The 15,227-nt window shown below is 44.7% G+C and carries 12 protein-coding genes; 5 read left to right on the top strand and 7 right to left on the bottom strand.

Annotated features, from left to right (window positions below):
* Positions 1-588 precede the first annotated feature (588 nt).
* On the bottom strand, positions 589-1,602 hold the full coding sequence (locus tag ACJJIC_RS13845; protein ID WP_445357192.1) for a cytochrome-c peroxidase: 1,014 nt from the start codon (positions 1,600-1,602) through the stop codon (positions 589-591).
* 601 nt (positions 1,603-2,203) lie between these two features.
* On the bottom strand, positions 2,204-2,368 hold the full coding sequence (locus ACJJIC_RS13840; RefSeq protein WP_445357895.1) for a helix-turn-helix domain-containing protein: 165 nt from the start codon (positions 2,366-2,368) through the stop codon (positions 2,204-2,206).
* Positions 2,369-2,535: 167 nt separating this feature from the next.
* On the opposite strand from ACJJIC_RS13840, the gene ACJJIC_RS13835 reads away from it, so the two are divergent.
* The 3 genes from ACJJIC_RS13835 to ACJJIC_RS13825 all read left to right on the top strand — a co-directional run bounded on the left by ACJJIC_RS13835 (position 2,536) and on the right by ACJJIC_RS13825 (position 4,450).
* On the top strand, positions 2,536-3,381 hold the full coding sequence (locus tag ACJJIC_RS13835; protein WP_445357191.1) for a MerR family transcriptional regulator: 846 nt from the start codon (positions 2,536-2,538) through the stop codon (positions 3,379-3,381).
* Between the two features lie 149 nt (positions 3,382-3,530).
* Positions 3,531-4,028, top strand: coding sequence for an SRPBCC family protein (locus ACJJIC_RS13830; RefSeq protein ID WP_445357190.1), 498 nt, complete (start codon positions 3,531-3,533; stop codon positions 4,026-4,028).
* Positions 4,029-4,120: 92 nt separating this feature from the next.
* Positions 4,121-4,450 carry a hypothetical protein gene (locus ACJJIC_RS13825; protein ID WP_445357189.1) on the top strand — a complete coding sequence of 110 codons (330 nt, stop codon included), beginning with the start codon at positions 4,121-4,123 and terminating at the stop codon, positions 4,448-4,450.
* 115 nt (positions 4,451-4,565) lie between these two features.
* Here ACJJIC_RS13825 and ACJJIC_RS13820 read toward each other — a convergent pair whose 3' ends face one another.
* From ACJJIC_RS13820 to proA, 3 genes are all read right to left on the bottom strand, one after another.
* Complete coding sequence (locus ACJJIC_RS13820; RefSeq protein ID WP_282932847.1) at positions 4,566-5,819, bottom strand: tyrosine-type recombinase/integrase; 1,254 nt, start codon at positions 5,817-5,819, stop codon at positions 4,566-4,568.
* A 108-nt stretch (positions 5,820-5,927) separates the two neighbouring features.
* Complete coding sequence (locus tag ACJJIC_RS13815; protein WP_444909567.1) at positions 5,928-6,203, bottom strand: hypothetical protein; 276 nt, start codon at positions 6,201-6,203, stop codon at positions 5,928-5,930.
* Between the two features lie 51 nt (positions 6,204-6,254).
* Complete coding sequence (gene proA / locus ACJJIC_RS13810; protein ID WP_445359692.1) at positions 6,255-12,053, bottom strand: anti-phage protein ProA; 5,799 nt, start codon at positions 12,051-12,053, stop codon at positions 6,255-6,257.
* A 122-nt stretch (positions 12,054-12,175) separates the two neighbouring features.
* On the opposite strand from proA, the gene ACJJIC_RS13805 reads away from it, so the two are divergent.
* Positions 12,176-12,343: a hypothetical protein gene (locus ACJJIC_RS13805; RefSeq protein WP_444909571.1), complete on the top strand. Its 168-nt coding sequence runs from the start codon at positions 12,176-12,178 to the stop codon at positions 12,341-12,343.
* 273 nt (positions 12,344-12,616) lie between these two features.
* The gene (locus ACJJIC_RS13800; protein WP_444909572.1) at positions 12,617-13,510 is read left to right on the top strand and encodes an enoyl-CoA hydratase-related protein; all 894 of its coding nucleotides are present in this window, start codon (positions 12,617-12,619) and stop codon (positions 13,508-13,510) included.
* 187 nt (positions 13,511-13,697) lie between these two features.
* Here the strand turns inward: ACJJIC_RS13800 and ACJJIC_RS13795 are convergent, their stop codons facing one another.
* Positions 13,698-14,264 carry a carboxymuconolactone decarboxylase family protein gene (locus tag ACJJIC_RS13795; RefSeq protein WP_444890277.1) on the bottom strand — a complete coding sequence of 189 codons (567 nt, stop codon included), beginning with the start codon at positions 14,262-14,264 and terminating at the stop codon, positions 13,698-13,700.
* A gap of 108 nt (positions 14,265-14,372) precedes the next feature.
* On the bottom strand, positions 14,373-15,035 hold the full coding sequence (locus ACJJIC_RS13790; RefSeq protein ID WP_444890278.1) for a peroxiredoxin-like family protein: 663 nt from the start codon (positions 15,033-15,035) through the stop codon (positions 14,373-14,375).
* Between the last annotated feature and the right edge of the window lie 192 nt (positions 15,036-15,227).

The raw sequence follows: 15,227 nt of genomic DNA, 5'->3' as shown, positions 1-15,227 counted from the left end.
TCATGAAATATTGCATTAATAATTTCGTAATACTCTTAGGCTTCTGTGTTGAGAAAGTGACTTTGGCTCGCCTTGTGCAAATGGTTTATCTAAATAAATCTAATTGGCAGGGGCATGACTGTCGCAACTTGTATTAGTAGCTAATAGCTGAAAAGATGTGAATTCGATACTATCGTCTAAAGCTAAACTAATCACTACTGATTAACTTGATACCTTCCGCCGAATAAATCAGATTACTTGACCTTGAACGGACAGAACACCTTCTGATAAAGACAACTGATAACTGAATGCTCAGGTAGTGAACGGTAATTTAATGGAGCTGCCGCAAATCGATAGCTAAAACTATACACCTCACTATGGATTTCACTTTTCCGACTTGGTATAGATATTGTTAGAGGGCTATACATTACCAACTGGTTAGCAATTAGGAAACTGTTTAGTCCGCTAGCTTCTATCTCTGAACGTGGCTGATACACAAAGGTAGGGCAGAGTGATAATAAGTTATCAATGAGTAGTGATTTAAAATCCGCGAGCCTAGCCAAAATTAAATAGAGCGAAAGGGGCCCACCCCGAAAGGTGGGAAATACCTTAATGGATTTGATGCTCTAAAGCATTTAGGAAAGTTGCAATATCATCTACTTGTTGTGTGCTTAATTTCTGCCCCAATTGGTACCAAGCCATATCGTAAATTGCTTGTTCAATGGTTTCTACACGCCCGTCGTGGAAGTAAGGAGCGCTTCTGCTTATATCGCGTAACATTGGAACTTTAAACATCATTTTATCTTTTTCAAGGCCTGTAACTTTATAACGACCTAAATCTTCTTGGTGTGGATATTGGTTGACTAGCCCCATCTTCTGGTACATGTTTCCACCCAAGGTTGCACCATTGTGGCATGCCGAACAACCAGTGTTGATAAAGGTTTGCAAGCCCTTTAACTCACTTTTTGTCATAGCCTGATCATCGCCGCTCATAAAATCATCAAAACGATCATTCGTAATCAGGGTGCGCTCAAATGCAGCTATGGCCTGAGCAATATTGTCGTAAGAGATAGCATTTTCTTTACCAAAGGCGTGTTTGAAACTTTCTTGATATTCGGCAATTTTTGAAATCTTTGTCTCAACAGCCTCTTCTGAAGGCATTCCCATCTCTACAGGGTTTAGAATTGGACCTTTGGCCTGTTCCTTCAGGTCCTCTGCGCGACCATCCCAAAATTGAGCCATTTGGAATCCTGAATTCCAGACCGTTGGAGAGTTTCGATCACCCTTGGTACCAGGTAAAGCTCCCGGTGATGTCGCTTCATTGTCAACGCCCGAACCGTTGTAGTTCCCTACTTGATGACAGCTGTTACAAGATTGGCTATCATTGACTGAAAGCCGTTTGTCCATGAACAGTGTTTTTCCAAGCTCAACCATAGCTGGGGTGTCATTCTCACTGCCTGGCATAGTTTCTGAGAGAGTGCCGAACATAATTTTTGATTGTTGACGTAATTGATTTATATCAACTTCGGCTGTTGCCGTTGTTGATAGCAAGCTTGCTGCCGCTATCAAGCCGCCAATGATTGGAAGCTTTAGATCTCTTTTCGAAAAAATTTCCTTAATCACTTTGGTATCTCTCCCAAATCTCAAAAAAGAATGAAAACTAACCTATTTTTAATCAAAGTTAGGCGGTGCCACTAACTATATAGGGGAGCTCGTTCAGCTGATACCATAATTTAACAAAAAATTTGTTGATTTTTAGAATATCCAGAATTGTTCACAAAATATTTTTTCAAATATTACTCAGAACTTGACCTATCCATTGAGGGCACTGTATTTGGAAAAATTGATGTCTTGCTATTTACCTTTGAAAATTTCAGGGCAATTTCTGAGATGGGGAGGAAGTGTAGAATAGAGGGGATACTTATCGGCATCTCCAAAGAGAAATGATTCGTATTTCTGCTAGCCGGTTGGAGGTGTAATATTTACTCGAACGATAAATGACCCCTGAACTATCTGAATGTGGTCAAATTTTTTAGTTAGCGCTTTTAGGTTTTAGGAAGATTTTAATCTTATTGTTATATCTGTTTAACTTTTATATTGATCTACGTATTCTAAATAGAGGCGTTCCGCTGCCTATCAAGCTACTGGGCTTAACAAGAATCTCTTCGATCAATCTCTTTAGTGGAATTGGTTACTTTCCCAATTAGTCCGCCTTTTCGGGGAATTACATTTTAGAGCCACCTGAGAACCTCTGTCGATACTCCCGAGGAGAAAGACCGGTCTGTTTGTGAAACATTTTCCGGAATGCGCTGACTTCCTCATATCCCACTTGCCAAGCGATCTGTTCGACTTGCAATGTGCCCGTTTCCAATAGCTCGCGGGCCTTAATTCACGAGGGCCTTCTGCCTTTCAAGCTCTAAAGGTTATATCTAACTCTTCGGTTATAACTTTTTGTCTCTCAAGGAGATCTTTCTTGTATCTATCTGTTGACTCTCAAGTAGCTTGAGAGTCCATACTTCAACTCACGCGCAGAAGGGCGAACAGATAGGTGGAACTATGTTTAGAATCGGTGAGTTTTCAAAAATAGCCCAGACCGCTGTTTCACAATTACGGTATTACGATCAAATTGGTCTGTTTCAGCCTGATCACACAGATGAGTCCACAGGGTATAGATACTACAGCACTAATCAGTTGCCTGAATTAAACCGTATTATCGCCTTGAAAGAGCTGGGAATTTCGCTTGAACAAATTAAGATCATGGTTCTTCAGGACGTATCGGTGCAAGAAATTCAAGGCATGTTACTGCTGAGAAAAGCACAAATAGAGCAAACTGTTCAGGAACAAATTAATCACCTAAAGATCATTGAAGCACGCCTAAAAGAGGCCGAAAGGCCTGAGAGTTTGAATTTCGATGGAATTATTCTTAAAAGCATTGCTGAGCAGCCTTTCTATTCTGTTAGAAAGATAATGCCAAACCTATTTGACACAATCCACTTGGTGACTGAGCTAAGGGAATATGTACCTGACGTGGCGGGGAAAGACCAGCTTGGCCCTCTAACGATCATACTTCACGGTAATGCTTTTAGTATTGAAAACGTAGATATCGAAGTAGGGTTTCCAGTTAAGAGGAGTATCGAAAGAGTTCTACTGCTACCTGGAGGAAGTGAAGTTAAAGAACGGGTTCTCCAATCAGAGCAGAGTGTTATTTCTACGATCAGGGTAGGAGCATTTGAAAACGGGTATGAGAAATATGCTCAGCTAGGTAGGTGGATAGAGAATAGTGATTTTCAAATATCAGGGCCTGCAAAAGAAATATTTATAAAGCCACCATCCCAAGGGGACCCTGAAGATTGCGTTTGTGAGATTCAATTTCCGGTAACAAGGCCAACCACTTCTGTTTGAATATATAGGTAAAGCCCTATAGATATCGAACAGTAAAACATATTAAAAATCAGATTTTAATGAATAGGCAATTAAGGCTTAGGGGTTCGTATATCTTAAAAACAGAATACTTTATTTTTACGTCATAATTTTTAATTGGGAGAGTGCAAATGAAGATTGTCAATCAAATTAACATCAACACTTCTATTGATAAAGTGTGGGAAATATTATCAGGTAAATTTAGCGAGATTAGTAGTTGGACCAGTGCTGTTGTTGTATCCACTGAAAATCCAGATTTACCGAAAGGTGATGGTCGAAAGTGCGAGTTGCCTGATGGAGCCATTGCCAGTGAAACATTAGTGAATGTGGATAGTGGTCAGCATACTTTTTCCTATGAGGTAAAGCTATCTAGTATGCCATTCTTTGTTAGATCCATGATTAATACTTGGAAAGTTGAACCGGTTGCTAATGGGCAGTCACGAGTTAGCTTTGAAATTGGTGTAACTTTGCTCCCCATATTTGCTCAGATTATGGGAGTACTAATGAAGAGGCAGTTTAACAAACTTGCCAAGGTTGTGCTTGAGGAGTTGAAAGTCTTTTCAGAAACCGGAAAAGTCCATCCGCGAAAAGAAGAACAAATAAAACTTAACATAGCTAAGGCCGCTTAGCAGTAATATCAACAGGCAATAATGATATCTCTGGGGGGCTGAGTACCTACAGCCCCCAAATATTTCATATTGGCTACCCTTAAGGTTTTTCAATGTCGTATTCAGTAGACTTAAGACGTCGAGAGGTGGCAATAGAGGGAGCACCTGAGATTCATTCAAACAATAAGAAGCTCAGTTACATACCTCAGCAATTTTTGCGATATTACCATACAAGAGAAACTGTAGAGGAGTTGGTGTTAGATATTCACTATGATGAAAAATTCCCCATATTTGTCTGTGAAGACAGCTCCGGAATATATATTCAAGTCGGTGTGATTAGTTACGATATTTATATTCCACTACAGCAGCAACCTTGCCAGAAGATTATTTATGGTAGGAAGTGGCGGGTAGAGCCTGAGTTACCAACTTCCGAAATCATCTGACTACATGTTTACTGGTCGTAACTCAATTGATAAGGAGACCATAATAGGAACTCCGGAAAACCTAGTAAGGTCGGCTAAGGACTCCCGAGCCTCATTATAGGGCAGGGCGGTAGTATTACCGCTCCTCCTTTACCCGCTTACTCCGTCCACTTTCATGTCGTTCCCGCATGTCGGAATCAATGTAGCGATCGGTCGTAGCCATACTTGCATGTCCCGCATCATCGCGCACATGCTCGCGGGGGCGGTACTTCACATCTTCAGAAATACCCGTATGGCGGAGCCAGTGCACAGTGGCTGCCTTGAGATCTTCAGCATCTTCCCCTAAGCCTTCTTCAACCATCCGTTGGTGGGCAGCATCAAAGCAGTTTTGAACAATCAGGCGCACCTGTCGGGTACTGGTAACTGGTCCCTTGCCACGGGACTTGTGCACCAGAGGTGTCTGCTCATTGATGCTGGGCAGAGCAGGGAGCTGCAAATAATTTCTGTAGCGCTTCAAGGCCTTCAGCATTTGGTCGCAAACAGTGATTGCCCGGCCCTTGTTTCCTTTACCCGTAACGTGAAACCACCAGTTTCCGTCGCGATCTTTCTTAAAATCACCCATAACTGGCGCCGATCTTTCATCTGCAACTAACTCAGAGATTCGCAAATACATAGCGAATAGGGCGTTCATAATAAATAAAGTTCGCTCGTGATCAGTAGGTGATGTCTCGGCCATGATCTCAGCAGTTTCCAGGACATAGTCCCACTGCAAGTTGCTGATTCGACGTACAACCTGGCTTTGTTGTTCGCGTCGAACAAACTTACTTTTCTGGCGAATCAGTGCCACAGGATTAGCTGGAACAAGGCCTTCTTGATAGAGAAAATCGAAGAAGGACGACAATGCAGTAAAGATGCATTTGATCGCTGCCTGGGATGGCCGGAACTCCTTGGGAGAAGCCGTTTTACCAGCACGAAACTCAACTTTGGACACACTGACTACGAATGGCCGCCAATCGGCATTCACAACGCGCTCGCCATTTTGTGTTTTGAATCTGGCAACATTCTTAGTCCCTATCCAGGCAATTGGAGGCTCAATGCAAAACTGCACAAACTCCTCAATGTGTTCGCGCTTCAGAGTCATTATTGAAACTTCTTCAATGCGCCACGCCCATTGCAGCAACCGCTCAAGTTCACGACGGTAGCTGTTAAACGTTGCCTGGCTGCCGTTGTAGCTGTAAAGAAACTTAAGCGTGAACTCCAGATCGGTATCAGCACCAGGAATCTGCTTGCTGAGATAACGGCTAGCTGAAAAGCTGGTGCAGCGGAATGGATTCTCAAGGTTGCTCAGGTTGTCGATGATTGGTGCTGGTGGCCGGTTGGAAGCAGACATAGAAATATAGATTTGTTGTTGGAATGCGGCAAATTATACGGAAAAAAAGGCATTTATAAAATATCCGATATTCACAAATATCGGAAATAGTGGGAGCCCTTACAGGGCCTAGGTTTGAAGTTTTTTCTTGACGGCTATTTCCGATAACCACGTCTGTCCCTCCTGTGGAAACGCCTGATTGAGATGCTCTGGCCGAACTTGTATCTGGTCTAGCTCGCCGATGATTTCCTGAAGTGCTCCCATGATGCTTTCCGTCTGTTTTAGGTCCCTGGTTTTTAGGTTAACCAGGTCGGTGTTTATGCTCGCAAGGAAGTCGCGGAGCGGCTGAACTTCGTTAGCGAATATTGTTAGGTGCACATCAAACGGAGCCGGGTTATCTACCAAGATTCCAGCTCCATTGCCTGAGTCATAAGAAAGTCTCATGAACGCGTTCAGCTAGTTCACAGTTAATTCTTCAGTAACCTCGTCAACCCATGCTTGAAACTGCTGTAGCGTCTTAAAGTGTCGGCGTTTCAATCGGAATTCATTGCATATGTATTCGACAGGATTTGTTGGCGATTTTTCAATGGCCAATCGAGCAAGTCCCAAGGCTTCAGGATGAGGTATTTCTGCCCAGTCCCTCTCCTCTTCCCAAGGTGCGAGCCCTCGCCATGGGATTTCATCGACGATGTCATTCGGTGATAGCCAAACTACGGGCTTATGAATGTTATCTCTTTTAATTCCTGCCCAGGGGGTGAGCAATTCAAATATGTGCTTAAGCTGTTTTTTACTTGTCCTTGATAGGCCATGCAGGTTGGCAATATCAAGTGCCAATTCATGAAGTGTAATACCATTTTTCTGGGATAGAATTGATTTTGCTATACCCACAAGTGTTTCCTTGTGGTCATCGTCGAAGTAGCGCAAATGGCTATATTCGTCGGATGATATCGTCTCTTCTGCACGCTCAGCCTCTTCTGTCAAAATATCATCCTCAGGTTCATTGTTAGCTGGGCTAATCTGCTCGTCGCCTGGGGCTGACCTTCTGTCCTCTTCTAGTATTTCATTTAACCTGCGATCAATTTTATCGATCGCCTCTTCTGGATCTTGAAAATAGTCTGTAGACCACAGTCTTACTAATCGCCACCCAAGGTTCTCGAGAATAGCGTGACGGACTCGATCACGATCTCTTGCTGAAGGAGAGCCGTGATACGTTGCTCCATCACACTCAACGCCTGCCAAATAAACACCTGGATGGTCTGGATGTATTATTCCCAAATCAATTCTGAACTTACTAACTCCAATCTGAGTTTGAACCCTCCACCCCTTATCTCGTAGTGCCCAGGCTACAGACTGCTCAAAATCGCTATCGAACTGGTCTACCCCATAATCTGCGGTCGCTTGCTCTGCTAGAGCAATAGGTCCCTTCTCAGCAAATTCTAAATAGTGTTTTAGATGTTCAACTGCCAATGCCGACGTACGGCTAAGATCAATCATTGAAGAGTCAAAACTCGAGAATATCAGTACTTCACTGGTAGCCCTTGTGATCGCTACATTTAAACGGCGTTCGCCACCGGACTTATTCAATGGCCCAAAGTTCATACTCATCGTTCGGCCATGTGCTTCGGTCGGTCCGTAGCCCAGGCTGAGGATAATAATGTCACGTTCATCCCCCTGCACGGACTCCAGATTCTTAACAAAAACTCCATCATAAGTATCAGTAGACTGAAAATATGGTTCTATGTGGGGATGTTTTCTACGGGCATCATCCAGTAAATCTTCTACTGTTCGCTGTTGCTCGGTATTCAGAGTTACGACGCCGATAGTCTGGGAGGTGTTTGCAGGATTGGTCAAACGTCGAACGATTTCATCAACGACTGCTGCCGCTTCAATAGGATTGTTCCTTCCTTTACCTTTTGAATAAACGCCATTTACACGATGTAGTGTAACTGCAGACTGCTTGGTGTCGGACGATGGATATGTAACTAGCGAGTTCTCGTAGTACTTACTGTTGGAGAAGGCAATAAGTGTTTCGTGCCGGCTTCTATAGTGTCCCTTCAGTCTCAAATGAGGCAGTCGTGCGGCTAGAGCCTGATCCAGAATAGATTCAAGGTCTTCTTCATCTGGGTCATCTACATTCACTGCCCCACTAAAGAAGCTGGTTGGCGGCATTTGTTTAGGGTCACCGACCACAATCACATTTTTCCCTCGGGCAATTGCCCCTACTGAATCCCACGTAGTCATCTGCGATGCTTCATCAAAAACGACCAAATCAAAACCGTTAAAATCTGAGGGTAAAAATTGGGCAACTGACAATGGTGACATCATCATACAGGGGCATAGGTCCAGTAATCGCCCACCCATTTCATTGAATAATGAGCGTACTGGCTTATGGCGTGTTTTTTTCTGCAGCTCCCTGGCCAATAGCCCAAGTTCTTTAGGGCTACTTTTGGCAAATGGATCCGGAATCGCCTTTGCTGCGATCGCTGCCACATAGTCACTGGTTGTTATGGAAACTTCTTCGTCGAGCTTTCGGAATTCATCAATCAATTGCTCATGTGTAGAGGCCTTAAACTGCCGCAACTCTTCACTCTGATCGATCAGCTGTGGCGCCAACCAGCGACAAAATGCCGTGAGAGCTTGATCTTCAGCATCGTCCGACAGAATAGTTCTGGCTTCTAGATCTTTGGTGAGGTTTTCGAGCTTGTAACGTGACAGTTCTTCTTTCGCAGAAAGCCATTCACTCCACGCCTTGAATTTGACTGCTCCAGTGAGCAGCTGCTCAATGGCTGATGTTACCTCTTCTAACGTGGCGTTTTCATCAAACGAAAGCTCTAGTTTTTCAGCTTCTTCAGCTATTGCATTGTAGGTTGACCAGTACTGTTTAAACTCATGTTTCTGTTTTGAAATTTTAGAGCTTTCGAGAAAATCACGTCCATCAACTAGCCTTGACTTAATCGCAGTAAGCAAGACGGCAGGATCGTCGGTTAGCGCTACTGCGTCGACCAGAGCGTGATACGCTGATTTTCCTATTGATGCTGACTGTTGAAGACTTTCAGAGCTGGTCTCCCAGCCATGCCAGATGTTGTCAGATTCGAACTGGCCTTTAAGGGAGTTTATGTCCTCCTGAAGTGCAGCAGCTTTTCCCAGATCAGGAAGGACGTCAAGGTCGCTGAATTTCGAGTATCCGAGCTTTTTCACTGCCTCGTTTATCTTGAATTTGACCAAGACCCGCTTAAACCAACTCTCTTTGGCTTCCTCGTACATTTCCACCCATTCGGATACAGGGCTTTTAGCTAGCATTTCTGCTGTAGCCTTATACTCTATAGTCTCGAGGGCTTTATCAAATGAGGCTTTAGCTCTGCTTAATTCTTCTAGATCGTCTAACGATTCTTTCACGCCTCGTTTAACGATATAGCTGAGGGAGTTTGATTCAGCTATCTCAACGAGGTTTGCTAGCTGATTGGCACGAACAAGATTGTGCGGTGTGTTTTCCGGCAGTTTGAGGTTGAAGCTGGATACAAGAGTCGCTGCAGAACGGTAGACTTCGTTGAGCGACGTTTGATATCGGTTTAAACAGTCCAAAACCTGGTTTTGCCACGCGTTAGACCAGCTTTTTGCGCGGATTATACGAAACGGTGTAGGATCCAAGCGGGATATATCGTTATACGCCAATGCAGACTCTTTAACTGCAGCCAGCATATCATCTAGCTTTTCTTGGCTGTTAACTGGTGCACTGTCGAATCCAAGGGGCCAATTAATACTTAGTGAATGTTTGTCTTTGTAACGCACATCTCTAGCAATCGCATCACGAGCAGAGATGCCATATATCGATTTTTTGTGAAGTACCTTTACAAAACCATTGAGTTTATCTCGTTTCTCTTTGAGTGCTCGAACGGAATCAACCCATCCGGCGCTCTGCGACTCATCGCGTTTATCGGTAGCCATCCTCAGCTGTTCCAACACGGCTTTTTTATTGGCTTTATTACTGTGTAGCTCGAGGCACAAATGGTCGAGTCCAACCTTTTCCATGCGCCGATAAACAACGTTTAGGGCCGCCATTTTCTCGGCGACAAATAGTACCTTTCTACCGAGTGCAAGATTGTGGCAAATGATATTTGCAATGGTTTCCGATTTACCTGTGCCAGGAGGGCCTTCAAGCACGAAATCTTGGGGTCTACCAGAGGCCTCTACCGCAACTAATTGGGAGCTGTCGCAGTTGAGGGGTGTGAATACCTTTTCGGGATCGACCTTCTCATCAACTTCATCCCTTAGAACGAAGCTAGCGTCCTGAACATAGGCATCCTGGGGATGGTCAACGAGGTGTTTAACAAAAGGGTTATCTTTCAAGTCATCGAGGCGATCTTTCAGATCCATCCACATTAGATATTTCGCAAAGGAAAACGACGCAAGCACCAGCTCTTCGACAACTTCAAACCCAGGTTGTTCAGCAATCGCTGCACGTACTGTGTTCCAGACAAGAGCCACATCTACACCGGACTCATCTTCAGGCATAGATTCTCTGAACTGATTCAGGTCTATATTGTGCTCAGTGTTCAGAAACTCAATGAGCGTCATATTAAAGATCGGGCTTTCATCAGGTAACTGACGAATTTTGACGGGTGCTCTCGCACTGCTACGTGTAAGTTCTGCCGGGATCAGGATTAAGGGGGCTCGGTATGAACGATCATCCTTCGGATTCTCTTTCCAGCGCAGCATGCCCAACGCCAGATATAGCGTGTTAGACCCGCCCTCCTCTAGATCATTCTTAGCCTTCCGAAGAAGATTGACTGCATTTTGCTCGAGTTTCTTCTTGGACATGTTGGCAAGGAGAACATGCTTGTTGAGCTGCTCTAAAGCGTATTCCCGATGAATGTCGGACCCAGCCTGTAGACGAAAGGTCTCTCCACTGCGCTCCCTGTCATTGAGAGGACTTTCTTCTGAAGATAGGAATTTGAACGACGCGCCGTCAGCGAGACTATCCTCCATTGCACCGATATCAGGACAGTAGAGCTTTATTGCCACAGAGCGGTCTTTTAATGACAACAATGAATTGCGTTTTGTTAGATCAAGCAGCTTCCTTTGCCAAGTATCAATACGTGTATCAGGTGTTTCATCGATAACTTGTTCATCCGCTCTGACTGGAGGAAGCGGCGGAATAATCGGTAAGCTTAACGCTGTATCTGAGTCGGAGGGCTTTTCCTCCGGCTGTTCTTCAATGGTGGAAATTGGCTTAATCTTTCTCGCACGAGCCTGTTTAATATCAATCAAATAGACGAAGTCGACCTCTTTGTCCTCGCTGACTAGGTTCCGTGCGTGCTCCTTAGACTGCTCAAAGGTCACAGGCGAATCATTAGTGACAAGCGTGCTTTCAAAAAGTACTAGATCGCGTGCATCAATACGTTTACGTAGATCCATGGGATCATCATTGGTTAAAACAGGAAAATGCTCATCGATCAGCCAGACACCAACGAATGCGTGATTTTTCGTTATCGCTACTACCGGATTTAGGCCCATCGCTTCTAGGCAGCTGGCAAAAAGCAGCGATGTGTCAAGGCAGGCCGCAATTTTAGAGGCGCTGATGTCAGCGGCTAGCCGTATACGTTGTCCGTGCCTAGCAAAGCCCTGCGGTGGTGTAACGTAGGCAATTCGTTGAGCGAATATAACGTTCCACAATGCGGCAGCCATCATGTAGGGCTTTTCACGAGTATTAGATTGGTAGCCATCAATGCCTCTTCCGTGTCCACCGTTTTCCAGCATTTCCGCGACTTGCCGTAATAAAGATTCAACATATAGCCCGTTGGGTTTCACGAAGGCAGCCAACAGGTCTGGCTGTCTACTCTCCCCGCCCCAAAAGTTAGCCGGAAGAACCTCAATGGTAAATCTAGAAGTCGTTAAGGCCTCATCAGTGTTGTCTCGTAAATTGACTGAAAGTGAAACGGAAACCTTCATTTCTTCTGTTAAATTAAACAACAAATCATGCGGCACGTTGAGCGGGCGTTTTTGAAGCGAGATCGCTTGTCCTGGTCGAATTTCATCGATAGACCATTCTTCTGGCGCGAAGATTTCGGGATCCGAACGTAGCGTGACAACCAAGTTCTTTAATAGTGCGATTGGTGCATTTTCCACTGGCTCTTCGGGCGCGGTTGGCGCGTACAAGCTAATTGACCTGAATATTGGATACGCATTTTGTTGTGCGGCCAATGAGAAGGTGGATAAGTGATCTATCTTTAACTGAACGGCGGGCCCAGATGCCATTGGTTCATCCGTATTCGTAGAATTCATGTCAGAACTTTTCTTTCAGAATATCTTGCTAAAAACTTATTGTTATACCGCTACCGGGGTTCGATCAAATACTAGCCGCAGTGGCAGTTCATTTAATGAGCCATATCAATGCAAGCCGCATGGAGGTCGCTACTACCAGGGCTTTTCAGTCCTACTACCTGATTGACCGCTGTGTAATCCCATTCAATGAGTACGGACTGAATCGGAAAGGCTACCACTGGCGCTTCCGCGGAGTGAAAGAGTTGGTTGGATTGAGGGGTTGAAAAACCGCTGTTGCTGTGCCGTTTGTGTATCATTTCGCCTTGGTCCGTGGTGGAGTCCAAGCGCCATTATGCGCCTCTATTTTGCCTGATACAATTGATGAAGATCAGGAAATAGTGGTTAAAAACCAGTCAGCAACCAAGGTTCATTTGTACTAATTTATTGCGGTATATGTTGATAAAATATTAATCGGCACCTGGATTAAATTCTTATTTGATGTATCAAGGGTAGATTTTAAATATTACTTCAACGCCACATGATAAAGGTCTTATGACATGGAATATCATCATATTAAATATGAGCAAAATGGCCCTGTAACCATCGTTACTTTTAACCGTCCAGAGGTTAAGAACTGCATTGGAACACGCGCTCATCGCGAGCTGGTGGATGCATTCGATCGTTTTCGTACCGATGACGGAGCTAAAGTTGCGGTAATCACCGGCGCTGGCGATTCTGCATTTTGTGCAGGGGGTGATTTAAAAAGCAATCTTGCTGCAACCGAACCCACCAACCACCCCGATCCTGACGAGGCTGTTTTATGCCCTGTAGAACCCGCTGATATTGCCCGGCATAATCGAGGTGAAGCTCCAGGGATTATAGGTCCATCCCGCTGGACCGATATCTATAAGCCTATCATTGCGGCTGTGAACGGAATTGCATATGCGGGTGGCTTTGAGTGGGCATGTTTTGCCGATATGCGGATTGTAGAAGAACACGCATCCTTTGGAATGACTTGTCGTCGTTGGAATATCGGCTTAGCCGATGGTGGTACTCAGCGTTTGCCGCGTATTGTTGGTATGGGGCGAGCGCTGGAGTTAATCATCACGGGAAAAGTTATTAATGCTGAAGAAGCTTATCGCATTGGGTTAGCCAACGAAGTGGTGCCAAAGGGAGCCGCATTAGATCGTGCCGTTGAGTTAGCACAATATATCTCTACCCTTCCCCAGCCAGCGATTCACTCTGATAAAGAAGCCGCCATTCGTGGTTATGGAAAGGATCTTGATGAAGGTCTACGAATTGAGGCTGAGTGCTTTAACCGATTATTCAGCGACTCTGAATCCAAAGCAGAGCTGTCCGAAGGCTTGAGGCGCTTTAACGAGCGCGATCATCCTGACCGAGTGCGAGGACAAGCCAAAACACCCGGTATTATTCGTAGCGAAATGGAGTAATTACGATAAGCCAAAAGAAGGCTGTATTTGTAGTAGAGGCCCATAGTGGCTATATGGGCCTCATTACTTTGGTGAATCAGTGGGGTTCTTATCGTCACTTTTATGATCTGGACAGGCGCCCTCTTCCCAAGGCCCAGTCTTTATTAGACGCTTGAATCGGATACATGTTTTTTATTTGCTTTTGCGCTCAACCATTCGAATCCATATCCTTACTCCAAGCCATTGGCAAAAACGCATCATCGAGACTGACATTCAGATTGTGGGTAGAGTAATTCGAGAGTACTTTTAGGCTGGTTCCAACTATCACCTCTAGAATCGTCTCTTTCGTATAACCTGCTGCAAGAAACGCCTCAACCTCTTCTTCTGTAGCCCATCCACGTTTCTCATTGATAATGACACTGAATGCTCGGAGCGCTTCGAGTTTAGGGTCATCGAGTGTTTTGCCGCTACGCAGCGCCTTGATTACATTTTCATCTACACCGGCCATTTTGCAAACTGCGGTATGCGCAGCCATGCAGTAGGTGCAACCGTTAAGGCGGCTGTTTGTCATCAGGATTATCTCTCGCTCCGTTTCGCTCAAGCGAGAGTTATCAAATAATCCCATAAGTGTTAGATAGCTCTCTACCATTACAGGTGATTCGGCCATGGTTGCCATTAGATTGGGTACAAATCCCATTTTCTTTTTAGCGGCTTCTAGAGTTTGCTTAGAGGCTTCTGGTGCTGTTTCAATTGTGTAACGTGTAAAATTGACCATGAGTCTTACCATATAAGTTGGGTTTTACGGTGCTCGATATCGATTTACATTGAGTGCTCGCACCTCTTTGGCGCTAGTCAGCGCTAAAGAGGTGGAGTTGTTTACATACTATGCAGTTGTAGACTGACTCAGCTTTTCAAGTACGGGAAATAAGTCGCTGGGTTCGGGGCGACGCGTATAGTCAGGATTCACCTCCGCATATGCGATTGTTCCATCGGTATCTATGACATATCTTGCAGGCATAGGTAAGTTCCACGCGCCGTCACGATGGATGGTCGGGAGTTCGACTTTGAACACCTTGTGGAACTCAATTACATAAGGTTGTAATGTCCAGCGGATACCAAATTTTTCAGCAAGCTTTCCACTTTGATCAGTCAGAATTGGGAAGCTTAACTTGTTATCTCTCTGAGATTTGCGGCTTTCAGCGGGCCCTTGCATGGAAATAGCAGCCAGCGTTGCGCCACGCGCTTTGATCTCTGCAGCAACTTCTTCTAACGCTTGCAGCTCAATATTGCAGTAAGGGCACCACACGCCTCGATAGAACGTTAGAATAACGGGCCCTTTGGTAAGGAGTTCTTCCAGGGCAACGTCGTTACCTTCTGAATCTGGCAATGTAAAGTATGGGACTTTCTCCCCTACTTTAATCGAACGCTCAACTTGGCCACTAGCAGCCAATTCCTTGGATGATCTGGCAAAGGCTTCAAATGCTCCTTCCGGGGCCTGTTGCTTAAATACTTCTTTGAAAGCATCTAGTTTGTCTTGAAGAGACATAACCTATTCCTCTAATGGTTTAAAGTTTGGAAGCGCGAGCTTTGGGTAAGCCTTCGATGGGCCAAGAGGCGACGTGCTTAACTCTCCAATTGGCCTCTATGCAGGTACTTACGCCAAACCACTATTGGGAAGATTAGTTACTTTGATTTGCGCTATAAACATGCTATTTTGAAACTCATTGTATCCATTAGG

The sequence above is a fragment of the Microbulbifer mixtoriginis (SeqCode) genome (genome assembly GCF_052468275.1).
This window is presented reverse-complemented; position numbering and strand designations above follow the sequence as displayed.

Coding starts and splice junctions, on each gene's coding strand:
- ACJJIC_RS13835 (WP_445357191.1), top strand. CDS start 2,536: ATGTTTAGAATCGGTGAGTTTTCAAAAATAGCCCAGACCGCTGTTTCA.
- ACJJIC_RS13830 (WP_445357190.1), top strand. CDS start 3,531: ATGAAGATTGTCAATCAAATTAACATCAACACTTCTATTGATAAAGTG.
- ACJJIC_RS13825 (WP_445357189.1), top strand. CDS start 4,121: ATGTCGTATTCAGTAGACTTAAGACGTCGAGAGGTGGCAATAGAGGGA.
- ACJJIC_RS13820 (WP_282932847.1), bottom strand. CDS start 5,819: ATGTCTGCTTCCAACCGGCCACCAGCACCAATCATCGACAACCTGAGC.
- proA (WP_445359692.1), bottom strand. CDS start 12,053: ATGGCATCTGGGCCCGCCGTTCAGTTAAAGATAGATCACTTATCCACC.
- ACJJIC_RS13805 (WP_444909571.1), top strand. CDS start 12,176: ATGAGCCATATCAATGCAAGCCGCATGGAGGTCGCTACTACCAGGGCT.
- ACJJIC_RS13800 (WP_444909572.1), top strand. CDS start 12,617: ATGGAATATCATCATATTAAATATGAGCAAAATGGCCCTGTAACCATC.
- ACJJIC_RS13795 (WP_444890277.1), bottom strand. CDS start 14,264: ATGGTCAATTTTACACGTTACACAATTGAAACAGCACCAGAAGCCTCT.
- ACJJIC_RS13790 (WP_444890278.1), bottom strand. CDS start 15,035: ATGTCTCTTCAAGACAAACTAGATGCTTTCAAAGAAGTATTTAAGCAA.